Here is a 24,428-nt window from a genome sequence, read left to right as displayed (position 1 = left end):
CCGCTGGGGCGCGCAGCGGCCCTGAAAAATGGGACTGCTGCGCAGTCCAACGGGGATAAATCCCCTCGCCACAGTTGCCAGTTCCAACAGGGGATTTTTGTGGGGATCAGGAGCCGCGATAGGTCGAGAAGCCGTACGGGCTGAGCAGCAGCGGGATGTGGTAATGCTGATCGGTCTGTTTTACCTCGAAGATCACCGGGATCTCCGGGAAGAACGTGTCGTGCTTGACCTTCTTGAAGTACTCGCCGGTCTTGAACACCACGCGGTATTCGCCCGCTTCAAAAGGCTGTTTGGCCGGGAACAGTTCGGCAATCCGCCCTTGTTCATTGGTTGTACCCTGAGCCAGAGGCTGCCAGTTCTCGCCGACATGTTTTTCCAGGGTCACGTTAATGCCCGGCGAAGGCAGGCCGTTTTCCAGATTGAGCACATGCACGCTCAACGGATTACCGGCGGCCAGCGCCAGGCTTGAAAAAGCACTCAGGCCGAGCGCGGCGAAAGTCATGCGCAAAGTATTCATCGATGCATCTCCTTATTGGGAACGGGTAGTGGCCAGACCGGCCTTCTCGGCCGCCTTGATTGCACAGTTTTCGTCTTGCTCGCCGCCGCCGGAACCGGCCACGCCCATCGCACCGACCAGTTCATCAGCCGCGAACAGCGGAATACCGCCGCCAAGCAGCAGCAATTCGTCGAGGGTGTTGAGGTTGGCGGTTTGCGGATTGCTGCGAGCGCGTTCGGCGAACAAACGAGTGGCGGTTTTGGTCGACAGCGCGGTGTACGCCTTGCGCTGGCTGGCAGCGGTGTTGTGCGAGCCGACGCCATCGCCGCGCAGGGTCACCAGCAGATTGCCGCCACGGTCGAGCACCGACACCGTGCCGGTGCAATTGCTCATCGCTGTGTCGGCGAGCAGGCGTGCAGTTTTCAGGTCGAGGTCGGCGTGACGTGGCAGTTCAGGGCTGGCGACAGCCGCGCCACTGAGGCCGATCATCAGGCTTGCAACGAAGTATTTGACGGTCATGGGCAGGCTCCAAAAGCTGAGGTCGCCACCTTAATCGCCGGTCTTCGTCAGAACCTCGTCAGTCTGATTACAAGTTTGTAATGGGCAACGCCGCCGAAGGCGCCTAGCCTGTGTGCCTATCAATCGAGGTGTGCCATGCGTTTGCTGGTCGTAGAAGATGAAGCCAAAACCGCGAATTTCCTCGCCAAAGGCCTGGGCGAGTCGGGTTTTGCCGTGGACGTGGCGCTCAACGGTCTCGATGGGCGCTACTTTATCGAGCAGCAGGAATATGACCTGATCATCCTCGACGTGATGCTCCCCGGTCTCAATGGCTGGCAATTGCTGCAACTGATCCGCCAGCGCGGCGCCACGCCGGTGCTGTTCCTGACTGCCAAGGACGCCATTGAAGACCGCGTGCGCGGCCTCGAACTGGGCGCCGACGATTACTTGCTCAAACCCTTCGCCTTCGCCGAACTGCTCGCGCGCGTGCGCACCTTGCTGCGGCGCGGGCCGATGCGCGAAGCCGAGTCGTACAGCATCGCCGATCTGGAAATCGACGTGCTGCGCCGCCGCGTCAGCCGTGGTGGCCAGCGCATCGCCCTGACCAACAAGGAATTCGCCCTGCTGCAACTGCTCGCCAGTCGCCAGGGCGAAGTGCTGTCGCGCACGCTGATTGCTTCGCAGGTGTGGAACCTGAATTTCGACAGCGACACCAACATGGTCGAAGTCGCGGTGCGCCGTTTGCGCGCGAAAGTCGATGACCCGTACATGCCGAAACTGATCCATACGGTGCGTGGCGTCGGTTATCAGCTGGAAGCCCCTGACGATGCGCTCTAGGTCGATCGCCTGGCGCCTGGCGCTGGCGTTCGCATTGGTCTGCGCTTTGGTGCTGAGCGCCATTGCCGTGTTTCTCTATCGCTCGCTGGCCTCGGAAATCGCCTACCGCGACGACCTCGCGTTGCTCGGTCGGCTGGAGCAAGTGCGCGCCTTACTCGCCGACAGCGACAGCCTAGGGGCTTTGCAGGCTCGACCACGTTTGTATCAGAACATGCTCGGCAATCTCGACAGCCTGTTGCTGGTGCGGCGTGCGGATGGGTCGAGCGTGATCGCGATCAATCCACGCCAACGCGATCTACCACCGCTGAACGCGATCCCCCGCGAGCAAACGCCACAGCGTCCCGATGTGCTGACGTGGCAAGCGCCGGACGGTGCTGAACTGGCGCTCTTGTCCGGCGAAGCGCAGGGGCCGAACGGCGAGCCGCTGACGATCATCGCCGGCAAGGTGCTGAGCGAGCGCGAGCAGATGCTCGGCAGCTATCGCATGCGCTTGTATCTGTCGGTTGGCCTCGGTGCGTTGCTCGCTTTTGCCTTGGGCTTGCTGTTGCTGCGCCGGGGCCTGCAACCGCTGCGTCAGTTGAGCGAAGCAGTGCGCGGCATCGACCTGCGCAGCCTCGACCAACGCCTGCCCGCCAATGGCACGCCCGCCGAACTGCTTGAACCAGTGCAGGCGCTCAACGGCATGCTCGCGCGACTGGACGACAGCGTGCAGCGCCTGTCGCAGTTCTCCGCCGACCTCGCCCACGAAATCCGCACGCCACTGCACACTTTGCTGGCGAGCAACGGCCAGGCGCTGAATCACCCGCGCAGCACCGAGGAATATCAGGAAGTGCTGGCGTCGAACATGGAAGAGTTCGAACGGCTCAAGCGCATGGCGGAAAACCTGATGTTCCTTGCCCGTGCCGAACAGGCCGAGCGAGCGCTCAATCTGCAAACCCTGGATTTGCCCAGCGTTGGCGGTGAGCTGTGTGATTATTTTGAAGCGTTGGCGGATGACCGGGATCTGCGGCTGGACAATCAACTGCACGGTGAGTTGCTTGCTGATCAACAGTTGTTGCAACGGGCGCTTGGCAATCTGTTGGCCAATGCTGTGCGTCATGCCGATCAAGGATCGGTGATCAGTTTGCGTCGCCGGGACGAGGCGGGTGCGTGCTGGTTGCAAGTGCACAACCATGGCCCGGCGATTGCGCAGGAGCATCTGAGCAAGCTGTTCGACCGCTTCTACCGCGTCGATCCTTCACGGGCGGAGCCGGGGGATTCGGGTGGGTTGGGGTTGGCGATCGTGCAGTCGATCATGCAACTGCATGGGGGACAGGTGCGGGTGATTAGTGATGCTGACGGCACTGTTTTTGAGCTGGGGTTTGTGGTGAATTAAAGGACGCTATCGCGAGCAGGCTCACTCCTACAGTTGGAATGCGTTCCTCCTGTAGGAGTGAGCCTGCTCGCGATGGCGCCAGATCAGACAACCCGGTTCTGGATCAACGCAACCCATCACGAAACTGCCCCGGCGTCATCCCCGTCCAGCGCTTGAAGGCGCGGCTGAAGCTGCTGGTATCAGCGAACCCGAGCAGATAACTCACCTCACTCAACGAACACTGCGGATCGCGCAGGTGCAGCAGCGCCAGATTCTCGCGGCTCTCGTTCAACAACGTATCAAAGCGACAACCCTCATCCGCCAGATGCCGTTGCAAGCTGCGCAAGCTCAAATGCAACGCCTGGGCAATCCGTTCTGCGCTCGGCTCACCTTCCGGCAGTTGTTCTTCAATGGCATCGCGCACCTTGCGCTCCCAGGTCAGCGGCTGGAGTTGGGCCATCGTGCGTTTGAGAACAGCCTCGTTGTGTTCGGCAAGTTCCGGGTTGGCGTCGTCGAGGTGGCTGTCGAAGTCGGCGAGGGCGAACTCCAGGCGATCCTCGGCACAGCCGAAATGCACCGGGGCGCGAAAGACTTTGTGCCATTGGTGCGCGTCGGTTGGTTCCGGACGGCGCAGATACACGGCGAGTGGCGCGTAATCGCGGCCGAGGCGATTGCGGCAGGTGCGCACGTAGATCGCGGTGAAGGCATCGATGGCTTCGAAGGCTGGCGCCGGATTGCCTGACGGAATTTTCAGACGAAATTGATAGCGGTCGTCGCTGCGGCTCAGTTCCAGTTCCAGCGCATCGCTGACCACCGGGTGATAACGCACGATGCGCTCGAACACCTCGCGCAAACTGCCGCTGGCCACCAGCGCATAACCGAGGGCATGGAACGTGGTCGGGCTGACGAACCGCGACACGCGCAAACCAATCGCCGGGTCGCCGCTGACCTGCACGGCAATTTCCCACAGGCGCGTGGTGCCGGACAGCGGATAGCGCGCATTGGGGTCGTCCATCAAATTGGGGTCGAGCCCGGCCTGTTGGCACAGGGCAATGCTGTCCAGCCCCAGCGCATCGAGTTGCTTGCGCAAGGCACGGGTCCAGCTGGCGAGGGAGGTCGGTTCCTTCATGCTGATTGGCGCTTCCGGTCAACAGGTTGGCGTTCTCGGCTACCGCGATTCAAGCCCCGGCGAGGCACGATGCGAACATCATAAACCCGAGGATGGAAGCATGGGCGGTACTTCTGCAAGTCCCCAGCGACACAATGCGGCCCAGCGATCAGCACACATTCGCCAAGTGGTGCTGGCCAAAGGCGTTGAATTGCGTGAGCGCTACCCGATTCTCCAGCATCAGGACGCGCTGGGGGCGGGGATTCTGGCGTTTGCCCTGATCGGGATGGTTGGCTCGGCGACGCTGTACATCACAGGCCACATGGCGTGGTGGGCGTGTCTGTTGCTCAACGCGTTTTTCGCTTCGCTGACCCATGAGCTGGAGCACGACCTGATCCACAGCATGTATTTCCGCAAGCAGCGCGTGCCGCACAATTTGATGATGGGGTTGGTGTGGCTGGCGCGGCCGAGCACGATCAACCCGTGGATTCGTCGCCATCTGCACCTCAATCACCACAAGGTCTCCGGCACCGAAACCGACATGGAAGAACGCGCGATCACCAACGGCGAGCCGTGGGGTTTTGCGCGTTTGCTGATGGTTGGCGACAACGTGATGTCGGCGTTTATCCGCATGCTGCGAGCCAAGACCTGGGCGCACAAGTTCAGCATCATCAAGCGCACGTTGAAGGTGTACGCGCCGCTGGCGCTGGTGCATTGGGGTGCGTGGTATGTGTTTCTCGGTTTTCATGCGGCCAATGGCATCGCGTACCTGCTGGGTGCGCCGATCGAATGGTCAGCGACGACGTTGTCGGTGATGCAGGTGATCGATATCGCCGCTGTGGTGATCATCGGCCCGAATGTTTTGCGTACGTTTTGCCTGCACTTCATCAGCTCGAACATGCATTACTACGGCGATGTTGAACTGGGCAATGTGCTGCAACAGTGCCAGGTGTTGAACCCTTGGTGGTTGTGGCCGCTGCAGGCGTTCTGCTTCAACTTTGGCAGCAGTCACGGGATTCATCATTTTGTGGTGAAGGAGCCGTTTTATATCCGCCAGATGACCGTGCCGGTGGCGCATAAGGTGATGCGCGAGATGGGCGTGAGGTTTAATGATTTTGGGACGTTTGGGCGGGCGAACCGGTTTGTTCGCAAAGATGCGGTTGCGCAGGAAGAGGTGCGTACAGCTCAGGCTTGAAGGTTGAATTTGAGGGCCTCATCGCTGGCAAGCCAGCTCCCACAAGTTTTATGTCATTCATTGGTTTTGTGAACGGCATCGCACCCTGTGGGAGCTGGCTTGCCAGCGATAGCGTTATACCAGGCACCCTCAATCCGGCTGGAAAGGCGACTCGCTGAGAATCACCCCGGTCTCCTCGACATACTGCTGCCAATGCCCGATCAACGCGCTGAGCTTCTCCGGCCGACTCAACGCCAGATCATGAATTTCCCCCGGATCACTGCTCAAATCATAAAGCTGCCAAGTCGCCGGCCCCACTGGCCCGGGGATCCACACCGCTTTCCACGATCCCTGCCGAATCGCCCTTCGCCCGAACAATTCCCAACCCGTCACCGTGTGCTCGTCATGCACCTGCGCCGTCTCGCCCGACAAGAACCCCAGCCACGATTTGCCACGCAACGGCGCCACCGGTTTGCCGTGCCAGACCTTGCCCGGATGGCGTACTCCGGCCAGATCGAGAATCGTCGGCGTGATGTCCATCACCGTGCCGAAGCCGTGGCTGATCTGCCCTTTGATCGCCAGCTGCGGATAGTGCAGCAGCGCCGGCACGCGAATCCCGCCTTCGGTGGTAAACGCTTTGAACAAACGCGATGGCGCGGTCGCCACCTGCGCCCAGTTCGGCCCATACCAGACATAGGAATTGGCCCGACCGATGTTGTCGAGGCTGTTGTCGTAATGTTGGCTGAGGTACGCGACCAGTTCCGGGCCGAATTTGGGAAAGGCTTCGAGCAGCGCGCCTTCGGCACCGTTGTCGGACATGAACAGGATGAACGTATTGTCGAGTTGCCCCTGCTGGCGCAGGTATTCGACGACCCGGCCGATGTTCCAGTCCATGCGCTCGACCATCGCTGCGTAGACCTCCATCGCCCGCGCCGAAATCTGTTGTTGTTCCTCGCTCAGCGCGTCCCACTGTTGGGTCAATTGAATCAGCGGATGCGGCTCGACGTCCGGCTCGATCAGGCCCAGGGCTTTGAGTTTTTCCAGGCGCTCCAGACGCAGCACTTCCGGGCCGGCGTCATAGCGGCCACGGTACTTCTCGACGAGGTCGGCCGGCGCCTGCAACGGCCAGTGCGGCGCAGAGAACGGCAGGTAAGCGAAGAATGGCCGGGTCTGGTCACGCTCCTTGAGGTACTGCAGCAACTTGTCGCCGAAGGCATCGGAGGAATAGAAATCCTTGGGCAATTCGTCGATGAAGGTGTCGTCCTCGATGTACAGCGCCGGCGTCGATTTCAGCAGGCCCGGGGTCTGTTCGTCGTAGGTCGGTTCGAAGCCATAGTGGTTGGCGGCGCCGGGCAGCAGCGAGAACGAACGCTCGAAACCCCGGGCATGCGGGGCCAGCTCGGCGGTCAGGCCCAAGTGCCACTTGCCGCTCATCAACGTCTGGTAACCGGCTTCACGCAGCAGCTCGGGCAGCGCGACGACGCGGTCATTGAGGTGACCCTCATAACCCGGTTTGCCGATCAGCTCCGGGGTCAGGGTTTCGGCCATGGTGCCGATGCCGGCGATGTGGTGGTCGGTGCCGGTCAGCAGCATCGAACGAGTCGGCGAGCAGGTCGGTGCGGTATGAAAATCGGTCAGGCGCAGGCCGTTGCTGGCCAGGGCATCGAGGTGCGGCGTGGCGATTTCACCGCCGAACGCGCCGAGGTCGGAGAAGCCGAGATCGTCGGCCAGAATCACCAGAAAATTGGGACGTTGCGGCATCGAAAACTCCTGTTCAGCAGGCAATGAACGTCAGCGGCAGATCGCGGATCTGTACCGGCACGCTCGGTTGGTAATGGTCATCACTGGTCAGCTCGTGCAGCAGCTCTTCACGCAACTGATGGAAGTCGAAACTGCTGCGCTGGCGCGGGTGGGGCAGGGCGATGTCGACCACTTGCTTGATCCGCCCCGGACGCGGCTCCATCACCACCACGCGGTCGGCAAGAAAGATCGCTTCTTCGACATCGTGGGTAACGAGGATTGTGGTGATTTTCGCGCGGGCGCGGATCGCCAACAGCTCGTCCTGCATTTGTTGGCGGGTCAACGCATCGAGCGCGCCAAAGGGTTCGTCGAGCAGCAGAATGCGCGGGCTGGCGACGAGGCCACGAGCAATCGCCACGCGCTGCGCCATGCCGCCGGAGAGCTGGTGCGGATAGGCGCGGGTGAAGTCGCGCAGGCCGACCAGATCGATGAAATCGTTGATCCGTTGTTGTTTCTGCGCAGTGCTCAGCGGCTCGTTGACCAGGCCCAGGCCGATGTTGTCGGCGACGGTCAGCCACGGGAATAAACGGTGTTCCTGGAAGACAATGCCGCGCTCGCCGCCGATGCCGCTGACGGCTTTGCCGTCGACGGTGATCTGCCCGCGAAATTGCGTGTCGAGACCGACCAGCAAGCGCAGTAACGTCGATTTGCCGCAACCGCTGGAACCGACAATGGCGACGAATTCGCCTTCGGCAATGTCCAGGTTGAATTCGCGAATCGCCTCCAGTTCGAAACCGTCGACGTCGAAGGATTTGCCTACGTGGTTGAAGCTGACAATGGGTGCGTTCATGCGTGTCTCCAGCGGGTCGCGCGAATTTCCAGGCGTTGGCCAATGAGGTTGAGCAGGGCGCCGGTCAAGCCGACGAGGAGCATGCCGGCCATGATCAGGTCCATGCGCAGCAGTTGTTGTGCGCCGATCATCTGGCTGCCGATGCCGCCATTCGACGGCATGAAATATTCGGCGCCGATGGTGCCGAGCCAGGCGTAGATCAGACTCAGCCGGAGGCCGGCGAAAATCCCCGGTGCGGCGCCCGGCAGCACCAGGCGGCGCAGGCGCTGGCCGAGGCTCAGGCGCAGTACTTGCGCGGCTTCGTTGAGTTGCGGCGAGAGGTTGGCGACGCTGCGCTGGGTGGCGATAAACAGCGGAAAGAAAGCGGCGAGGGCGACGAATACCCACTTCGCCAGTTCACCGAGACCGAACCACGCGGTGAGCAATGGCACCCAGGCGAAGATGGCAATCTGGCGCAGGGCGGCGAGGGTCGGGCCGAGCAGTCTTTCACTGGTGCGCGACAGACCCAGCAGCAGGCCAAGGGCGAAACCGAGGCCACCACCCAACAGCAAACCACCAAGGGTACGCCCCAGGCTCAGCGCCATGCCGCTGATCAGCGTGCCGTCGAGCAAGCCATCCCACGTGGTGCTCAACACGGCGAATGGGCTGACCAGAATATTGGCGTCGACCCATTGCTGATCGTTGGCCAGTTGCCACAGTGCCAGCAAACCGAGCGGCAACAGCCACGGTTGCAGACTCTGCCAGCCTTGATAGCGCGGGCCGCGACGAATTTCAGCAGTGGCCGGGTGCGGCCAGTGCACCAGTTTTCGGTCCAGCAGGCCGATGCCGCGATCCATCGCCACGCCGATCACACCGATGACCACAATGCACACAAAGACGATGTCGAGCATGAACAGCTGGCGTGCCCAGACCATCAGGTAACCGATGCCTTCACTGGAAGCGAGCAGCTCGACCGCCAGCAACGAGGTCCAGCCGGCCGCCAGCGCCAGACGCACGCCGGCCATGAATGCGGGGAGGGCGGCGGGCAGTACCAGTCGACGAATCAACAGGTGCGGCGGCAGGCGCAAGACGGCGGCGGCTTCGCGCAATTTTGGCTGTGCATCGCGTACGCCGACCAATGTATGCAAGGTCACCGGAACGACGATGGCTTTGATCAGCACCACCAGTTTCAGCACTTCGCCGATGCCGAAAAACACCATGAACAAGGGAATCCACGCCAGCGTCGGCACCTGCGACAGACCGGCGAAGGTCGGGAAGATCAAGCGTTCAAGACGCGGACTGAAACCCAGCGCCGCCCCCAATACCGCACCGGCCGAAATCCCTGCGAGCAAACCCCAGAACAAGCGCTGCAGGCTGATCCACAGATGGCTCCACAGCTCGCCATGCGCCAGCTCGACGGCGCTGTTCCACACCAGTGATGGCGCGGGCAGGATCTGCTCGCTCATCCAGGCATTGCGCGCGGCCAGCCACCACAGGGCGAACAGACTGAGCGGCAGCAGCCATGGCAACACGCGTTGATTGATGCTGGGCCAGGTGCGTCGGCGTTTCAGCGGCGGCACCGGCAGCGGCAGGCTGAGCAGGGATTGACGGGCCATGGGTGACCTCCGTTGTCGGGTTGGATCGAGATCGAGTCAAGATCAAAAGATCGCAGCCTGCGGCAGCTCCTACATGGGATTGCGATGCTCCTGTAGGAGCTGCCGAAGGCTGCGATCTTTAGCGGTATTAGCTAAAAACAAATGGTTATAACAAACCTGATAAAGATTCATTTGAGAGATAAGCGAGGCCATTTAAGGCCTCCAGCCCATGCGCATCCAATGCATTCGAAGAATATTTTCGATGCTGTTAATGCATACGCCGCCGCAAGCCCCGTTATGCCTTGCTTAGCTCAAAAAGCTATAAAAATGTGCATTTATAGTATTTAAGTGAATGCATCGCTTCAGCCTACTTTCGGTTCCTCAACGCCCGTCGTGATCAAGGAGCCGCACCCATGAACCTTCCCTTTAAACGCGTTTTCAGTCTGTTTGCCGTTCCTGCGCTGGCGGGCCTGCTTGCGTTCACCGCGCAGGCTGATGAGCTAAAGGAAATTCGTATCGCCGTGCCCGATCTGAGCGCCGGCACCCAGCACAGCGGTGGCGGAGTGGTCGACGTACTGCGCGATCAGCAGATCTTCGAAAAGGCCTTTGCCGACCAAGGCATCAAGATTCAGTGGAGCTTCTTCAAGGGCGCCGGGCCGGTGATCAATGAGGCGTTTGCCAATGGTCAGGTCGATCTGGCGTATCTGGGCGATCTGGCGGCGATCATTGGCAAGTCCAACGGCCTCGATACGCGATTGCTCAGTGCCGGTGCGCGTGGAGTGAAGCAGTATCTCGGCGTGGTGCCGGGTTCCGGGATCAAGACCTTGCAGGATCTGAAGGGCAAGCGTGTGGCGATCTTCAAGGGTACCGCGACGCAGTTGTCGTTCGACGCGGCGCTGGCCAGTCAGGGCTTGAGCGAGAGGGATTTGAAGGTGATCAACCTCGACTTCACCGGCGCGACCGCAGCGCTGGCGGCCAAACAGATTGATGCATCGTGGGGCAGTTCCGGGTTGGCGGCGTTGCAAGTCAAGGGCTTGGCCGAGTTGCCGTTGAACACCAAGGATTTGGGCGGTGCCGGCAGTGTGCAGTCGGTGCTGGTGGGTAGCGGCAAGTTTGTCGACGGGCACCCGGAGGTAGTCGCGAAATTGCTCAAGGCGCAGCAGCAGGCGGTGGAATGGCTGACCCAGGACAGCAACAAGGATGCCTATGTGCAGCTGGTGTCAGGGCTGGCGAGTTATCCACCGGTGATCCTCACCGAGGATCTGAAGGATCAGAAATTGAGCGAAGTATTCCCGTCGACCCTGGATCCGGCGTTCCTGGGTAGCTTGCAGGACAAGGTCGATCTGGCGGCGCAGCAGAAGCTGATTCGCAAGCCGTTCAAAGTCAACGATTGGGTGGCGCCTGAGTTGGCAGCGGCCAAGCTCTAAAAGCAAAAGATCGCAGCCTGCGGCAGCTCCTACATCGATCCAGGTAGGAGCTGCCGCAGGCTGCGATCTTTTGATCTTTAAACAGCGAGGCTGACTTCCTGCCGATCCACCGCCACCAACGTCTCGATCATCGCCCGCGCCGCCGGTGACAGCCGAAACCCGGTACGGCTGACAATCCCGCAGCGTGCATTCATGCTCTCCAGGTTCTGCGGCAGATTGCGCCAGTGCAGCAACACCAGCGAACCCTTGGCAATGTCCTCGACAAACGCCTCTTCCGTGCCCACGCCAATCGCATTCGATTGCAGCACCACTTTCACCAACGCCGGAAAATGTTCGGTCTCGATGGTCGGGGAAAAATCGATGCGTCCACTGAGGTTCGCCAGTAATTTGCGAATGCCCGGCGGGATCAGCGTGGTTGCCAACGGGTAGTCGAACATGTCGTTGGTCGACAGGCTTTCCTTGGCCAGTAACGGATGCCCGGGCCGGCAGAAAAACACCCCGCGTTTGGGCGTCAGCGCTTGAGTCTGGAAGTTCGGATCTGACTCGAAATGGCGAATGTCGGCAATGAAGAATTCAATCTCTTCGCGGCTCAACGCGCGGCTGAGTTTTTCCCAGTTATCCACCTGAAAACAGGTGCGCACTTTCGGGTGCGCGTTGATGAATTGCGCCACCGCATCCGGCACCAGTTTCACCGCCGGCGCCGGGCCGCAACCGAAGTGCACTTCGCCGGCATCGAGCTTGGTCATCTGCGTCACTTCCGCGCTGAGCAACGCTGCGCCTTGCACCAGGCTCAGGGCGTGTTGCAGCACCACTTGGCCTTCGGGGGTGGGGCGTAAATCCTTGTTGCCGCGATCCACCAGCACGCAGCCGAACTCTTGTTCAAGCCCCTGAATGCTGCGGCTGAACGCCGGTTGGGTGATGCCCATCGCGTCCGCCGCACGGACAAAACTGCGGTGTTCATTGAGGGCGATGAAGTAGCGCAACTGGCGAAGATCCATATGCTTTTCCGGCATCCTAAAAATAGCTCGAAGGCATTTGCGACGAGGGTTGCTAGAGGTTTTAAATGCAAGCTCTTATTCCGTCAACGAAGCATGTGAATATCTATTAGATGTAAATGGAATATAGATAGAGCGTTGTTTCGCTGCCGCCAACCGTAAGCAGTTGATGAGGGTCTACCCATGAGCAATGCCGCACTCGCCGTAAAACCCGCTGTCCACGCGCTGGAAATTCACCCGGTGGCCGGTCGTATCGGCGCCGAGATTCGTGGCGTGCACTTGTCCGGTGAACTGGACGCCGCCACCGTCGAAGCCATTCAACAGGCACTGGTTCAGTACAAAGTCGTGTTCTTCCGCGAACAGACTCAGCTCGACGATCAGCGTCAGGAAGCTTTTGCTCATTTGCTCGGCGAACCGGTGGCGCATCCGACCGTGCCGTCGCGTGAAGGCACGCGTTATCTGCTCGAACTGGACGGCGCTGAAGGTCAGCGCGCCAACTCCTGGCACACCGACGTGACCTTCGTCGACGCCTATCCGAAAGCCTCGATCCTGCGCTCGGTGGTGGCTCCGGCATTCGGTGGCGATACCCTGTGGGCCAACACCGCCACCGCGTACAACGGCTTGCCGACCGAGCTGCGCGAACTGGCCGACAAACTGGTCGCCGTGCACAGCAACGAATACGACTACGCCAGCGCCAAGCCTGACGTGTCGGCGGAGAAGCTGGAGCGCTATCGCAAGGTCTTCACCTCCACCGTCTACGAGACCGAGCACCCGGTGGTGCGCGTACACCCGATCAGCGGCGAGAAGAGCTTGCTGCTGGGGCATTTCGTCAAACGCATCAAGGGTTATTCGCAAGCGGATTCGGCACACCTGTTCGGGTTGTTGCAGAGCCATGTGATCCGCCAGGAAAACACCGTGCGCTGGCGCTGGCAGGCCGGTGACGTGGCGATCTGGGATAACCGCTCGACGCAGCATTACGCGATTGATGATTACGGCACTCAGGATCGGGTGGTGCGTCGGGTGACGCTCAAAGGTGAAGTGCCGGTGGGTGCGAACGGGCAGCGCAGTCAAACCATCAAAGGCGCAGATATCGTCGGCGTCTGATCGGGCCCCATCGCTGGCAAGCCAGCTCCCACAGGGATTGTTGTTGGACACAAAGGATGTGAACGACGCAAAACCTGTGGGAGCTGGCTTGCCAGCGATGCTTTTAATCACCAAACGCCGATTTGCACGAGCTTTTCGGTTTCTGGCTCACCGTAGCGAAACCGCTGCCCGCGCAAATCAATTTCTTGATGACTGATAGTCGTGCGCCGTTTCAACCCCCGCACCCACTCAAACAAATACCCCGCATGCTCCTCGCGCACTGCCGCAAACGCCGGGTCATCACCCAGGTCACGCAGCTCCTGCGGATCATTCAACAGATCAAACAGCTGCGGCCGAAAGCCGTCGTACGCCAGGTATTTCCAGCGCTCGCTGCGCACCATGGTCATCCGGCAACGGTCGATCGGCTGGCCCAGTCGCTCGCGCGCCGGCGCCTGAAAGGCGTAGTCGTATTCGCTGATTGCATAGCGGCGCCAGTCCGGATTTTCGCCGTGAAGAAGCGGAATCAACGAGCGCCCCTCGAGCCGATGCGCCGCGTCCGGCAGTCCCAATGCCGCAAGAAATGTCGGCAACGCATCGATGGTTTCCGCCAGTCGATCATCCACCGTGCCGCGCGTGATATCCGCCGCTGCCCGAGGGTCGCGCACGATCAACGGCACGCCCACCGCCTGCTCCAGCAAAAACTCCTTCTCGCCGAGCCAGTGATCACCGAGGAAGTCGCCGTGATCGCTGGTAAACACGATCAGTGTGTCGTCCCAACGGCCGTTGCTTTGCAAAAAGTCGAACAGACGCCCGAGCTGATCATCCACTTGCTTGATCAAGCCCATGTAGGTGGGGATTACAGTCAATCGTACTGAGTCGCGGGAGAAGTTGAGGCTTTCCTCATGCTGGCGAAAGGCAGTGTATACGGGGTGTTTGCTGGCTTCGGAGGGCGTCGCGCGGACCGCTTCGAGAATCGATTTCGTACTGTACAAGGCGTGGTACGGCGCCGGTACGATGTAGGGCCAGTGCGGTTTGATATAGGAAAGGTGTAAACACCAGGATTTCTCGCCTTGCTCGGTGATGAAGTCGATGGCTCGATTTGTAGTGTAGACAGTCTCTGAGTGTTGCTCGGGAATTCGTGCTGGCAAATTCGCATGACGCATTTTCCAGCCGCTGAGGATTTCACCGTTTTCGCCTTCGGCGGCGTTGGCCCAGTCGTGCCAAGGGTTTTTGCCGTCGAAACCTTGTTCGCGCAGGTAATGGGTGTAGGGCGCGGATTCGCGTTTGTCGTCGAACAGCGGGTCATCGGGAAAGATGCCGTCGTGGCGAAAGTACGGTTCGAAGCCGACTTCGTTGAGCACTTCGGCCTGTTCGCTCTCCGGGTTGATCGCCAGGCGTTGCAAGGCGTCGATGTTCGCGGTCGCGTGGGTCTTGCCAACCAGCGCTGTGCGGATGCCGTGAGGGCGCAGGTAATCGCCGATCGTCAGCTCTTCAAGCGGCAGCGGCACGGCGTTCCAGGCGACTTGATGGCTGCTGACATAGCGCCCGGTATACGCCGACATCCGCGACGGTCCGCAGATCGTGCCTTGAGTGTAGGCGCGGCTGAACCGCACGCCGGCGGCGGCCAGGCGATCGATGTTCGGCGTGTGCAAATGCGGATGACCGTAGCAGGACAGGTAATCGCGGCGCAGTTGATCGCACATGATGTACAGCACGTTGCGCACGGGGTTTGGCGGGGTGGACATGGGTTTCACCGGTCAGTGGGACAGGTGAGGGTTTTCGCTGTCGGCGGGGGTGTTCGGCAAGTGCATTTGGGGAATGGGTTTTATGCAGGGAATGCATCGGTGCCTGCACTGACGCTATCGCGAGCAGGCTCACTCCTACAGGGGAATGCATTTCAAATGTAGGAGTGAGCCTGCTCGCGATAGCGGTCGATCAGACGGCAAGTCTATCCAGTGAGCACACCTCCTCATCCACCGCATCAATCGCCTTGATCTGCTCAATCATCGCCTCCGCCAGCGGCGACAACCGATACCCCGCCCGGCTGACAATCCCGTAACGCGTATACAACTCCTCCAGATCATCCGCCAACCCTTCAATGCGCAAACACACCAACTCACCCTTGGCTTGGTGCAACGCATCCGAATACGCGCCGACAATCCCGATCGCCTCCGAACGCAGCACCACACTGAGTAAACTCGAGCTGTTTTCGCACTCCACATTCGGGGTGAAATCCGGGCGGCCGCTGAGGTCGACAATCACCTTGCGCAGGTTCGGCGGGCGGATGCTCACCGCCAACGGATAACTCATCAATTGCTCGGCGGTGACTCGATCAAATGCCGCCAACGGATGCCCGGCGCGGCAGCAGAAATGCCATTTACGCGGGCGCAACCGATGCGTCAGATAATCCGGATCCGCCTCGAAATGCCGAGTGTCGGCAACGAAGAATTCAAACTCTTCGCTCAATAAGCGCTTGCTCAGACTCTGCCAATCCTCGACTTGAAACTGCACCCGCGCCTTCGGATAGCGACCGATAAAGCTGCCGATCGCTCGCGGGATCAATCCCGCCGCCGGCGCTGGCCCGCAGCCGAAACGCAATTCCCCGGCCTCCAGTCCATTGAACTGGCTGATCTCGTTGGCCATTTGCTGCGCGCCACTGACCAGCCGCCGCGCGTGTTCGAGCAGTACCTGGCCCTGTTTGGTCGGCGGCAATTCCTTGCGCCCACGGTCGACCAACTGACAGCCGACGCTGTGTTCAAGCGCCTGAATGCTGCGGCTGAACGCCGACTGCGACAGGTTCACGGCCTGCGCGCCGGCGACAAAGCTGCGTTGCTCAGCCAGGGCGATGAAGTGACGAAGTTGCCGCAAGTCGATATGCATTTTTCACATAAAAAATATCCGGGAAATGCATTGGATATGCATTAGGTCGACTCCTTATAAAGGCAATCTCTTATGCAGTAAATATTTGTAAATCCATAAATAAATAACTTAAAAGAATATGCAGCACTGAAGATGTCTGTGTGTTTTTTGACCAGGAGCCGCGCCATGAGTCCGTTGAACCTCGCGTCACCCCTAACACCACGACGGCTCAAACGCCTGCCCCTGGCCCTGTTGCTGGCAGGCAGCGCCAGCTGGACTCACAGCTACGCGGCGGAAACGGAGGCGCCGACGCCGGTACCCGCAGGCAAACCAGCGGCGAACAGTTCGCAGTTGGAAACGGTCACCGTGACCACCCGCCGCCGCGAAGAAAGTTCGCAAGACGTGCCGACGCCGATGAGCGTGGTCAGCGGGCAGAATCTGGAAACGCAGCGGGTTTACCGGATTCAGGATTTGCAACAACTGGTGCCGAGCGTCAACGTCGCCTACATGCATGCGCGGCAATCCAGCGTGTCGATCCGAGGCCTGGGCAACAACCCGGCGAGCGATGGTCTGGAGGGCAGCGTCGGCTTGTACATCGACAACGTTTATCTTGGCCGTCCGGGCATGGCGGTGTTCGACTTGATGGACATCGAACAACTCGAAGTTCTGCGCGGGCCGCAGGGCACGCTGTTCGGCAAAAACACCACCGCCGGGGTGATCAACATCAGCACCCGCGCGCCGACGTTCACGCCCGAGCGCAGCATCGAAACCTCGGTCGGCGAGGACGGTTATTTTCAAACCAAGGGCACGATTTCCGGGCCGCTCAACGATGAATTGGCCGGGCGTTTTTCCGCTTATCGCACCCGTAGCGACGGCGACATCAAGAACGAATACAACGGCCATGATTTGAACGGCGGCTCGCGCGATGGCTTCCGCGCGCAGTTGCTGTTCAAACCCAACGAAGACTTCAACCTGCGCTGGATCGGCGACTACAACGAAGAGGATTCCAGTGCCGGCACCCGCGTGTTGTACAACACCGGGCCGACGATCAATGGTGTCAATCTCTACTCGGCGCGCGCGGCGGCCGCTGGCGCAACCCTGGTCAACGGTTCGCACCGCAAGGTCAACCTGGACAACGACCAGCACGTCACCGTGCATCAGGGCGGTACGTCAGTCGAGGCCAACTGGACGCTGCCGAGCGATTTCACCCTGACCTCGATCAGCTCGTATCGCTTCTGGAATTTCACCCCGAAAAATGACGACGGTCTCAATGTCGCGGCGACTTACAACGCTGGTGTTTCGGTAGAAGACAAACAGTACTCACAGGAATTTCGTCTGGCGTCGCCCAAGGGCGAGTTCTTTGACTACGTCGTCGGCGCCTACTACTTCGGCAATGATCTGGACAACAAATCCTTCGCCTATTACGGCCCGCAAGCGGACATCTGGAACGGCACGCCGCGCGGTGCGTTGGCCAATGTCGGCAGTGTCGGCAACGGTCACATCAAGACCGACAGTTTCGCGCTATTCGCACAAGGCACCTGGCACCTCAGCGAGCGTCTGGATTTCACCGCTGGCGTGCGTGGCACCTACGAAGAGAAGAATGCCTGGGTCACTCGCGATGCGCCGGTCGGTGGCGCGGCTGTCACAGGCGCCGCGGCAACGGCCCGGCGCGGTCGCACCGGTGCCTACGATTCCGGCGATCTCAATCAGTACAGTTCCAGCCCTTCCGGATTGCTCAACCTCAGCTATCGCATCACTGACGATGTGCTCGGTTACGCGACGTTGTCCCACGGTGAAAAATCCGGCGGCGTTAACCTCGCGGTCGGCTCCGCACCGACTGCCGGCGCCGACTCGCTGCTGATCGGCACCGAGCGCGCGAACAACGCCGAACTCGGTTTTAAAAGCACCCTGTGGGATCACCGCCTGCAGCTTAATGCCAACGTGTTCTGGACCCAGGTCAACGCCTACCAGACCAACGCCTACGACGACGTCAACCGCGTGCAATACCTGACCAACGCCGGCTCCGTGCGCTCGCGCGGCGTCGAGTTTGAAAGCACGATCATCCCGTTGCGCGGCTTGACCCTGAACTTCAACGGCTCTTTCAACGACGTCAGTTACCTCTCCTACAAAGACGCGCCGTGCCCGCCGGAAATCAGCCAGGCACCGGGTGCTCCAGCCTCTTGCGACCTTAGCGGTCATCAAGTGGTCGGTGCTTCGAAATGGATCGGCAACGCCAACGGCGAATACAAATGGAATCTCGATAACGGCTTTGAACCGTACGTCACAGGCAGCTACGCCTTCCGCTCGAAAGCGGTGGGCACGGTCGAGGATTCCGACTACGGGCAGATCCCGAGCTACGCCGTGGTCAACCTTTCCACCGGCCTGCGCGGCGACTTCAACCAAGGGCAGTGGGACATCTCGCTGTGGCTGAAAAACGCCTTCGACAAAACCTATTACACGACCCTGTGGACGGGCGGCAACGGCGGCTATGAAGGCCTGCTCGGCACACCGCGCACCCTCGGCGTCACCGGTCGCTACGACTTCTGATTCGTCACTCAAGGAGCTGCATCATGTTGCGCATCAAAACGGCTTTTCCGCTGTTGTTGTCCGGCGCGGTGTTCAGCGCGGGCGCCTTCGCCGCGCCCAGCGTATACCCGACCGGTGTCACCCGTTACGACCCGGACAAAGCCTTCAATCAGTACGTGATTTTCAGTGGCGCCGACAAGCAGACGCACCTGATCGACATGAACGGCAACGAGGTCAAGAATTGGCCGCAAGCCGGTTTTCCCTCAGCGATCATCGACCCGAAACTGATCGGCGGTGAGCGCGGGCATGTGCTGCTGCAACTGAGTGACAAGGACCCCGGCAAACTCGGTTCGGCCGGCAATGGCTTGGGCAATCAGAGCGTCGGCGAGCTGGACTGGAACGGCAAAGTCGTCTGGCAGTGGGGCGACAAGGCGCCCGGTGGCGCGGCGCAGCAGCATCATGATCAGCGCCGCTTGAGCAACGGCAACACCGTCGTTCTGGCGAACAAGGTGCACAAGGTCAAAGGCTTCAAAGTGCCCGAGGTGATCGACGATGCGATCTATGAGGTCGGTCCCGACGGTGCGGTGAAATGGCAGTGGCTGGCGTCGGAGCACCTCAACGAATTCGGCTTTACGCCAGAGCAATTGAAACTGGTGCGAGGGAGCGAGGATGCCGATTACCTGCACATCAACAACCTCAGTGTGGTCGGGCCGAACAAATGGTTCGATGCCGGTGATAAACGCTTCAATCCGGACAACCTGCTGTTTGATTCACGCAACGCCAACTTCATCGCGATCATCGACAAAAGCAGCGGCAAAGTGGTCTGGCGCCTCGGGCCGAATCTGCCGCTGATCAATCCGAAAGCGCCCCGGACACTGCCGCGCCCAGTGGATCAGTTTGTCGGCCAGCATGACGCCCACATCATTCCTGCCGGACTGCCTGGCGCCGGCAATGTGCTGGTGTTCGACAATCAGGGGTCGGCAGGTTATCCGAACGTCACTCTGGGGCTGATCTCCGGTTCACGGGTGCTGGAAATCGACCCGTTGAAAAACGAAATCGTCTGGCAGTACAGCGCCGCCAATTCGAAGCAACCGGGGTGGGCGTTTTACAGCTCGTTCATCAGCAGCGCGCGGCGTTTGCCCAACGGCAACACGTTGATCGACGAAGGCATGAACGGGCGGTTTTTCCAGGTCACGGCCAGCGGCGAAAACGTCTGGGAATATGTCAGTCCGTACCTCGGCAAGGCGCCGGGCAGCGACGCCATCAGCAATTGGGTCTATCGCGCGTTACCTGTGAGTTATGACTGGGTGCCCATCGGCACGCCACGTTCGGAAACGGCAGTGATTGCGCCTGCCATCGGTGTGCAACAGAGCAACGCCAGCCGTTAGTTGATTTGGAATTAATGTTCGACTGATTGGCAATAAGTTATGAGTAACTCGAACAGTACTTATTGCAATTTAGTTAGTTGCTCACATGGACAGCAGGGGAATGTCGAACCATTCTCTGAGTCGTGAGTTTCCAGGAGGAAACTTGCTCTCATCGGAAGACACTTATCCCAACGATAAAGGAAGTCGCATCATGTCGAGCATTAATGGCAATTATGTAAACGCTAACGCTGGCGCCAAACTGACGATTACCGATGGCAACGACTCCAACGGCACGTTCAGCGGCAAGTTCAGCCAGAACGGCGTGAATTACGACATTGCGTACGGTCACTACCATTTCCAGAACAGCACCGGGCAGCCTACGATCATCACGTTCGCGGCGTTGAATGAAGGCACGGGTTATCAGTCCTGGACCTTGTTCTCGCCGGATCATAACTATTCAAAAGTTCGTGCGGTGGGCTCACGTACTAACTTTGATGGTGATGTAGTGGGTTTGGCCGGAGAGTTTGTAAAACAGTAATCCCCTTGTAATAAAAAAGCCGCCAGACTTTCAAGAAGCCTGGCGGCTTTTTCGTACAGGAAATAAGTAGTTTTCATATGAAGCAGGCTACCTGTGGATGACAGCGTTTACCGCGAGACGCTATTAAGCTCGTTTCGCAATCCCGCACGCAGCGATGACACTTCCCATGCAAAACGCTTTTTATTCCAGCACGTTTGCTGGCCCCACCTTGACGATCGTCGACTCTGACGACCGCACCGGCAGTTTTCGCGGCACCCTGCATTACGGTGGTGTTGATTACGCGATCATCAATGGTCGTTACACCCATCTGAACGGCTATCAGCCCCCCACCACGGTCACCTTGATCGCAGCGCAGGAAGACCACGGGTATTTCGCCCTGTCACTGTTTTCATCGACGCGGGGTACCCACGAACTCCGTGGGCATTGCGTCCGGGTCACCTTCGATGGCGTGCTCAGTAGCCTGCCCGCTGACTTCCGTCGTCACCCCTGACTCTTCAGGCGCAGCCGTCGGCAGCGCCTACCGTGTTTTTTTCAATCTTTAGCAAGGATGCTGACCATGTCCGCAATCAACGGCGTGTATCGCCACGAATCTTCCAACACGACGCTGACCCTCGAAGAGGGCGACGACAGCCACGGCACTTGCAGCGGAACGCTGTCGCTGGCTGGGATCGAATATCCCTTGGGATTTGCCAATTATCACTTCAAGCATGGCCTTTCCTCTGGCCCGGTAGCCATCAGTTTCAGTGTCGGATTTGCCTCGGGCATGGCGCAGGCCTGGGTGCTGTTTTCTGCTGATCAGCGGTACACGCGGCTGAGGGCCATGGGGACTGATGTCGCAAATAACGGAAACGTCGGCCTGACAGCCCGCGAATTTATCCGCCAAACGCCTTGAAACGAGGGTTTTCACATGCCTTCGCCGAATATTTTTCATGCTTGAAAAGCATTGTAAATTTCCACTGTGGCGCAAGCCTTTACCCGCCGGGGCTCACAGCGAAACGAGCAGAATTAATATTCCTTAATGATCTAAATAAATCGATAAAAATTACTTTCGGAGATAAACGATTGCTCCAATGATTCACCCAACGACCGTTCGCCCGGGGGATGTAGCGGCGATCGGTCCGGTACTTCGCAAAAAGACCGCAGGGAGTTAATCAATGGGCAATGTCCAGACCGCCGCCAGTGCACAGGAGGTGCTGTGGCGCCAGGCACCGAGTGGCGAATTGGTCGATCTCGGCCGGCCCCATCGTGTGCCGTTGGGGCAGTTGCGCCTGCAACGTGCACCCAAGGGCATTCTGAGCCGGCGCGAAGCGATTCTGCTGGGTGTGCTGGCGTTGTTGGCGCATGGCGCGGTGATCTACTGGATCAGCCAGAAGCCGACGCCGGTGCTGCCGATCGTACCGCCGGAAATTCCACCGATGACCATCGAATTCTCGCGTCCGGCACCGCCTGCGCCACCGGTCGTCGTGCCGCCACCACCGGCACCGGTGGTCGAGCCTCCGCCGCCGGTGGAAGACGAACTGGCGGTAAAACCTCCACCGCCGCCGAAGCCGATTCCAAAGCCGAAACCGGTGGTCAAGCAACCTCCGAAACCGGCACCGAAAGCGGTCGAGCAACCACCGGCGCCACCCCAACCGGCAGCCCCGGTCGCTGCGCCCGCGCCACCGGCACCACCGGCGCCTGCTCCGGTGACGCCCGCTTCGGCCAACGCCGCGTACCTGAAAAACCCGGCGCCGGAATACCCGTCACTGGCTCAGCGTCGCGGTTGGGAAGGCACGGTGCTGCTGCGCGTGCATGTGTTGGCCAGCGGCAAACCGGGTGAGATTCAGATAGCAAAAAGTAGTGGTAGGCAACAGCTCGACGACGCGGCCTTAAGCGCCGTCAAACGTTGGAGTTTCGTCCCGGCCAAGCAGGGCGATGTCGCCCAGGACGGCTGGGTCAGCGTACCCATCGATTTCAAGATTCATTAAACCGCAACCAAATTCGCGCGAAACGTTTACACGAGGGAATACATCATGACGTTACTGGCATCTCCACTGGAATCCATCGAAAGCGCGGTGATCTGGCTGCTGGTGGTTTTTTCCGTCGCCACCTGGGGGCTGGCATTGCTCAAGGCTGTGCAGTTCGGTCGTCTGAAGGCGCAGGATCGGCGTTTTCATAAACGCTTCTGGGCGGCGTCGAGTCTCGATTCCGCTGCTGAATTGAGCGAGACCCAACCCGGTGCCGCAGCGCGAGTAGCGCAGGCTGGTTACGCAGCGATTCAAGTAGGCGAGGCGCCGCAGGCCAATGATTTGAGCCAGGCGATCAACCATCAGGATCGTCTGGAGCGTGCGTTGCGTCAGCAGATTGTCCGCGAACGCCGTTCGCTGGAAACCGGTCTGGCGGTGGTTGCGAGTATCGGCAGTACGTCGCCGTTCATTGGTTTGTTCGGCACGGTGTGGGGAATCATGGAAGCGTTGAAGGGCATCAGCGCCGCCGGTTCGGCGAGCCTGGAAACAGTCGCCGGCCCGATTGGTGCGGCACTGGTCGCGACCGGTGTGGGGATTGCCGTCGCGGTGCCGGCGGTGCTGGTTTACAACTACTTTTTGCGTCGTCTGAAACTGACCGCGGCGGATCTGGATGACTTCGCCCACGACTTCTACAGCCTGGCGCAAAAGAGTGCTTTCCGCGTGTTGATCCACCCGACGGCACACAAGGTTGCAGCGCCGGGCAACGCGGCAAAAGTGAAGGAGGCGTCCTGATATGGCCTTCTCCACGCAAGACAGTGATGAGGTGCTCAGCGAGATCAACGTGACCCCGCTGGTGGACGTGATGCTGGTGCTGCTGGTGGTGTTTATCGTCACCGCGCCGCTGCTGACCAACGCGATACCGATCAACCTGCCGAAGACCGAAGCGGTGGCGCCTGTTGAGCAGAAGGACCCGCTGGTGGTGAGCATCGATGGCGCCGGCAAACTGTTTATCAACAAGGATGAGATTCAGCCGGATTTGCTGGAATTCAACCTGAAGTCGGCCAAGGCCAAGGACCCGGAAGTGCGCGTGCAGTTGCAGGCGGATGATGGGGTGAACTACGGCGAAGTGGCGCGCGCCATGGCTTCGATCGAGCGGGCGGGGATTACCAAGTTGTCGGTGATCACCGCGCGGTAACAGGCTTTACGTTTTTCCGGGGCCGTCTCCTTGGCAGGGTGCGGCCCTTTTTTTATTGGTCGAACACCAACCCTGTAGGAGCTGCCGAAGGCTGCGATCTGTTGATTTTGATTTTTAAAAAACAAGATCAAAAGATCGCAGCCTTCGGCAGCTCCTACATAGGGTTTTGTATATGCAATTCAGGTCTTAATAAATAGCTTCTTATTCCTTAACGAATATAAATCCCATCCCTATACTCGTTCAGGAACAGACACGACGCAGGAGAGCTCCCCATGCGCAACGAATCAATCCGCTACCTGATTGTGCCGGGCTGGCAAGGATCGCCAGAAGATCATTGGCAAAGCCATTGGCAAAACAGCCTGCCGAACAGTGCGCGGGTCGAACAGGCCGATTGGCTGACGCCGCGTCGTGAAGACTGGGTCGCGGCCCTTGCCGAGGCGATCGCCGCCGACAGCACGCCGGTGATCCTCATCGCTCACAGTCTCGGCTGCATCACCGTTGCCCATTGGGCAGCCACTGCGCCGCTGCACTATCTGCGTCAGGTGCGCGGTGCCTTGCTGGTCGCGCCGGCCGATGTCGAACGTCCGGCCTGCGTACCCGCGCTGCGCAATTTCGCACCGATCCCGACGGATTTGCTGCCATTCCCGAGCCAGGTGGTCAGCTCCGACAACGATGCCGCGGTGAGTGCGCCGCGTGCCATGGAGCTGGCGCGCAACTGGGGCGCCGAGGCGGGAATTCTTGCCGGTGCCGGGCACATCAATGTGAAGTCCGGGCATCAGCGTTGGGAGCAGGGTTTTGCGTATCTCTATCGCCTGCAAAACCGTATGGAACACCACGCCCGCCGTCGCGCCTGATTTTTTT

General features: G+C 59.8%; 23 protein-coding genes. 14 read left to right on the top strand and 9 right to left on the bottom strand.

All coding sequences use genetic code 11. The features are described 5' to 3' along the window. Positions 1-106 precede the first annotated feature (106 nt). Together uraH and ACZZ0B_RS25115 are read right to left on the bottom strand one after the other, a co-directional pair. Positions 107-517, bottom strand: coding sequence for a hydroxyisourate hydrolase (uraH, locus tag ACZZ0B_RS25120; protein WP_008080038.1), 411 nt, complete (start codon positions 515-517; stop codon positions 107-109). A 12-nt stretch (positions 518-529) separates the two neighbouring features. Beyond that, positions 530-1,015, bottom strand: coding sequence for a GlcG/HbpS family heme-binding protein (locus tag ACZZ0B_RS25115; protein WP_440096729.1), 486 nt, complete (start codon positions 1,013-1,015; stop codon positions 530-532). A 135-nt stretch (positions 1,016-1,150) separates the two neighbouring features. Between ACZZ0B_RS25115 and ACZZ0B_RS25110 the strand changes: the two genes are divergently transcribed. After that, complete coding sequence (locus ACZZ0B_RS25110) at positions 1,151-1,831, top strand: heavy metal response regulator transcription factor (RefSeq protein WP_008080043.1); 681 nt, start codon at positions 1,151-1,153, stop codon at positions 1,829-1,831. Then, positions 1,821-3,206, top strand: coding sequence for a heavy metal sensor histidine kinase (locus tag ACZZ0B_RS25105; RefSeq protein ID WP_463546474.1), 1,386 nt, complete (start codon positions 1,821-1,823; stop codon positions 3,204-3,206). Before ACZZ0B_RS25110 ends, ACZZ0B_RS25105 begins: the two co-directional genes overlap by 11 nt. Positions 3,207-3,309: 103 nt before the next feature. On the opposite strand, the gene ACZZ0B_RS25100 is transcribed toward ACZZ0B_RS25105, so the two are convergent. Beyond that, positions 3,310-4,314, bottom strand: coding sequence for an AraC family transcriptional regulator (locus ACZZ0B_RS25100; RefSeq protein WP_397480860.1), 1,005 nt, complete (start codon positions 4,312-4,314; stop codon positions 3,310-3,312). A 100-nt stretch (positions 4,315-4,414) separates the two neighbouring features. Here ACZZ0B_RS25100 and ACZZ0B_RS25095 point away from each other — a divergent pair, with 100 nt between their 5' ends. Then, the gene (locus ACZZ0B_RS25095) at positions 4,415-5,488 is read left to right on the top strand and encodes a fatty acid desaturase (protein ID WP_463546473.1); all 1,074 of its coding nucleotides are present in this window, start codon (positions 4,415-4,417) and stop codon (positions 5,486-5,488) included. Between the two features lie 129 nt (positions 5,489-5,617). Here the strand turns inward: ACZZ0B_RS25095 and ACZZ0B_RS25090 are convergent, their stop codons facing one another. Genes ACZZ0B_RS25090 through ACZZ0B_RS25080 form a run of 3 tightly spaced genes read right to left on the bottom strand, consistent with a single transcriptional unit; the run spans position 5,618 to position 9,652 of the window. After that, positions 5,618-7,228: an arylsulfatase gene (locus ACZZ0B_RS25090; protein ID WP_158830318.1), complete on the bottom strand. Its 1,611-nt coding sequence runs from the start codon at positions 7,226-7,228 to the stop codon at positions 5,618-5,620. A 13-nt stretch (positions 7,229-7,241) separates the two neighbouring features. After that, positions 7,242-8,057 carry an ABC transporter ATP-binding protein gene (locus ACZZ0B_RS25085; RefSeq protein ID WP_158830319.1) on the bottom strand — a complete coding sequence of 272 codons (816 nt, stop codon included), beginning with the start codon at positions 8,055-8,057 and terminating at the stop codon, positions 7,242-7,244. Further along, positions 8,054-9,652, bottom strand: a complete 1,599-nt coding sequence (locus tag ACZZ0B_RS25080; RefSeq protein WP_463546472.1) for an ABC transporter permease — start codon at positions 9,650-9,652, stop codon at positions 8,054-8,056. Before ACZZ0B_RS25080 ends, ACZZ0B_RS25085 begins: the two co-directional genes overlap by 4 nt. A 392-nt stretch (positions 9,653-10,044) precedes the next feature. Here ACZZ0B_RS25080 and ACZZ0B_RS25075 point away from each other — a divergent pair, with 392 nt between their 5' ends. Next, positions 10,045-11,058: an ABC transporter substrate-binding protein gene (locus ACZZ0B_RS25075; protein WP_463546471.1), complete on the top strand. Its 1,014-nt coding sequence runs from the start codon at positions 10,045-10,047 to the stop codon at positions 11,056-11,058. Positions 11,059-11,135: 77 nt separating this feature from the next. Here the strand turns inward: ACZZ0B_RS25075 and ACZZ0B_RS25070 are convergent, their stop codons facing one another. Then, on the bottom strand, positions 11,136-12,056 hold the full coding sequence (locus ACZZ0B_RS25070) for a LysR family transcriptional regulator (RefSeq protein WP_008081763.1): 921 nt from the start codon (positions 12,054-12,056) through the stop codon (positions 11,136-11,138). Positions 12,057-12,236: 180 nt separating this feature from the next. Here ACZZ0B_RS25070 and ACZZ0B_RS25065 point away from each other — a divergent pair, with 180 nt between their 5' ends. After that, on the top strand, positions 12,237-13,157 hold the full coding sequence (locus ACZZ0B_RS25065; RefSeq protein ID WP_463546470.1) for a TauD/TfdA dioxygenase family protein: 921 nt from the start codon (positions 12,237-12,239) through the stop codon (positions 13,155-13,157). A gap of 107 nt (positions 13,158-13,264) precedes the next feature. On the opposite strand, the gene ACZZ0B_RS25060 is transcribed toward ACZZ0B_RS25065, so the two are convergent. Together ACZZ0B_RS25060 and ACZZ0B_RS25055 are read right to left on the bottom strand one after the other, a co-directional pair. Beyond that, positions 13,265-14,881 (bottom strand): alkaline phosphatase family protein, encoded by a 1,617-nt coding sequence (locus tag ACZZ0B_RS25060; RefSeq protein ID WP_463546469.1) that lies wholly within the window; start codon positions 14,879-14,881, stop codon positions 13,265-13,267. A gap of 190 nt (positions 14,882-15,071) precedes the next feature. After that, positions 15,072-16,016 carry a LysR family transcriptional regulator gene (locus ACZZ0B_RS25055; RefSeq protein WP_463546468.1) on the bottom strand — a complete coding sequence of 315 codons (945 nt, stop codon included), beginning with the start codon at positions 16,014-16,016 and terminating at the stop codon, positions 15,072-15,074. A gap of 165 nt (positions 16,017-16,181) precedes the next feature. Here ACZZ0B_RS25055 and ACZZ0B_RS25050 point away from each other — a divergent pair, with 165 nt between their 5' ends. From ACZZ0B_RS25050 to ACZZ0B_RS25010, 9 genes are all read left to right on the top strand, one after another. Further along, a complete protein-coding gene (locus ACZZ0B_RS25050) occupies positions 16,182-18,542 on the top strand; it encodes a TonB-dependent receptor (protein ID WP_008081767.1) in 2,361 nt (786 codons plus the stop codon). Between the two features lie 23 nt (positions 18,543-18,565). After that, a complete protein-coding gene (locus ACZZ0B_RS25045; protein ID WP_463546467.1) occupies positions 18,566-19,909 on the top strand; it encodes an aryl-sulfate sulfotransferase in 1,344 nt (447 codons plus the stop codon). A 190-nt stretch (positions 19,910-20,099) separates the two neighbouring features. Beyond that, a complete protein-coding gene (locus tag ACZZ0B_RS25040; RefSeq protein WP_008081769.1) occupies positions 20,100-20,426 on the top strand; it encodes a hypothetical protein in 327 nt (108 codons plus the stop codon). Between the two features lie 166 nt (positions 20,427-20,592). Further along, positions 20,593-20,916, top strand: coding sequence for a hypothetical protein (locus ACZZ0B_RS25035; protein ID WP_008081770.1), 324 nt, complete (start codon positions 20,593-20,595; stop codon positions 20,914-20,916). A gap of 66 nt (positions 20,917-20,982) precedes the next feature. Then, the gene (locus tag ACZZ0B_RS25030) at positions 20,983-21,318 is read left to right on the top strand and encodes a hypothetical protein (RefSeq protein WP_440096718.1); all 336 of its coding nucleotides are present in this window, start codon (positions 20,983-20,985) and stop codon (positions 21,316-21,318) included. 262 nt (positions 21,319-21,580) lie between these two features. Further along, positions 21,581-22,393, top strand: a complete 813-nt coding sequence (locus tag ACZZ0B_RS25025) for an energy transducer TonB (protein ID WP_440096717.1) — start codon at positions 21,581-21,583, stop codon at positions 22,391-22,393. A gap of 45 nt (positions 22,394-22,438) precedes the next feature. Then, positions 22,439-23,164 carry a MotA/TolQ/ExbB proton channel family protein gene (locus ACZZ0B_RS25020; RefSeq protein ID WP_134176178.1) on the top strand — a complete coding sequence of 242 codons (726 nt, stop codon included), beginning with the start codon at positions 22,439-22,441 and terminating at the stop codon, positions 23,162-23,164. Between the two features lies 1 nt (position 23,165). Beyond that, complete coding sequence (locus ACZZ0B_RS25015) at positions 23,166-23,567, top strand: ExbD/TolR family protein (RefSeq protein ID WP_003220570.1); 402 nt, start codon at positions 23,166-23,168, stop codon at positions 23,565-23,567. 272 nt (positions 23,568-23,839) lie between these two features. Next, positions 23,840-24,421, top strand: coding sequence for an alpha/beta hydrolase (locus ACZZ0B_RS25010; RefSeq protein WP_440096715.1), 582 nt, complete (start codon positions 23,840-23,842; stop codon positions 24,419-24,421). Positions 24,422-24,428 lie beyond the last annotated feature (7 nt).

This window comes from Pseudomonas sp. AC247, from assembly GCF_979258015.1.
This window is presented reverse-complemented; position numbering and strand designations above follow the sequence as displayed.

Excerpts from the sequence above, each read along its gene's own strand:
- uraH (WP_008080038.1), bottom strand. The coding sequence starts at position 517 with ATGAATACTTTGCGCATGACTTTCGCCGCGCTCGGCCTGAGTGCTTTT.
- ACZZ0B_RS25115 (WP_440096729.1), bottom strand. The coding sequence starts at position 1,015 with ATGACCGTCAAATACTTCGTTGCAAGCCTGATGATCGGCCTCAGTGGC.
- ACZZ0B_RS25110 (WP_008080043.1), top strand. The coding sequence starts at position 1,151 with ATGCGTTTGCTGGTCGTAGAAGATGAAGCCAAAACCGCGAATTTCCTC.
- ACZZ0B_RS25105 (WP_463546474.1), top strand. The coding sequence starts at position 1,821 with ATGCGCTCTAGGTCGATCGCCTGGCGCCTGGCGCTGGCGTTCGCATTG.
- ACZZ0B_RS25100 (WP_397480860.1), bottom strand. The coding sequence starts at position 4,314 with ATGAAGGAACCGACCTCCCTCGCCAGCTGGACCCGTGCCTTGCGCAAG.
- ACZZ0B_RS25095 (WP_463546473.1), top strand. The coding sequence starts at position 4,415 with ATGGGCGGTACTTCTGCAAGTCCCCAGCGACACAATGCGGCCCAGCGA.
- ACZZ0B_RS25090 (WP_158830318.1), bottom strand. The coding sequence starts at position 7,228 with ATGCCGCAACGTCCCAATTTTCTGGTGATTCTGGCCGACGATCTCGGC.
- ACZZ0B_RS25085 (WP_158830319.1), bottom strand. The coding sequence starts at position 8,057 with ATGAACGCACCCATTGTCAGCTTCAACCACGTAGGCAAATCCTTCGAC.
- ACZZ0B_RS25080 (WP_463546472.1), bottom strand. The coding sequence starts at position 9,652 with ATGGCCCGTCAATCCCTGCTCAGCCTGCCGCTGCCGGTGCCGCCGCTG.
- ACZZ0B_RS25075 (WP_463546471.1), top strand. The coding sequence starts at position 10,045 with ATGAACCTTCCCTTTAAACGCGTTTTCAGTCTGTTTGCCGTTCCTGCG.
- ACZZ0B_RS25070 (WP_008081763.1), bottom strand. The coding sequence starts at position 12,056 with ATGGATCTTCGCCAGTTGCGCTACTTCATCGCCCTCAATGAACACCGC.
- ACZZ0B_RS25065 (WP_463546470.1), top strand. The coding sequence starts at position 12,237 with ATGAGCAATGCCGCACTCGCCGTAAAACCCGCTGTCCACGCGCTGGAA.
- ACZZ0B_RS25060 (WP_463546469.1), bottom strand. The coding sequence starts at position 14,881 with ATGTCCACCCCGCCAAACCCCGTGCGCAACGTGCTGTACATCATGTGC.
- ACZZ0B_RS25055 (WP_463546468.1), bottom strand. The coding sequence starts at position 16,016 with ATGCATATCGACTTGCGGCAACTTCGTCACTTCATCGCCCTGGCTGAG.
- ACZZ0B_RS25050 (WP_008081767.1), top strand. The coding sequence starts at position 16,182 with ATGAGTCCGTTGAACCTCGCGTCACCCCTAACACCACGACGGCTCAAA.
- ACZZ0B_RS25045 (WP_463546467.1), top strand. The coding sequence starts at position 18,566 with ATGTTGCGCATCAAAACGGCTTTTCCGCTGTTGTTGTCCGGCGCGGTG.
- ACZZ0B_RS25040 (WP_008081769.1), top strand. The coding sequence starts at position 20,100 with ATGTCGAGCATTAATGGCAATTATGTAAACGCTAACGCTGGCGCCAAA.
- ACZZ0B_RS25035 (WP_008081770.1), top strand. The coding sequence starts at position 20,593 with ATGCAAAACGCTTTTTATTCCAGCACGTTTGCTGGCCCCACCTTGACG.
- ACZZ0B_RS25030 (WP_440096718.1), top strand. The coding sequence starts at position 20,983 with ATGTCCGCAATCAACGGCGTGTATCGCCACGAATCTTCCAACACGACG.
- ACZZ0B_RS25025 (WP_440096717.1), top strand. The coding sequence starts at position 21,581 with ATGGGCAATGTCCAGACCGCCGCCAGTGCACAGGAGGTGCTGTGGCGC.
- ACZZ0B_RS25020 (WP_134176178.1), top strand. The coding sequence starts at position 22,439 with ATGACGTTACTGGCATCTCCACTGGAATCCATCGAAAGCGCGGTGATC.
- ACZZ0B_RS25015 (WP_003220570.1), top strand. The coding sequence starts at position 23,166 with ATGGCCTTCTCCACGCAAGACAGTGATGAGGTGCTCAGCGAGATCAAC.
- ACZZ0B_RS25010 (WP_440096715.1), top strand. The coding sequence starts at position 23,840 with ATGCGCAACGAATCAATCCGCTACCTGATTGTGCCGGGCTGGCAAGGA.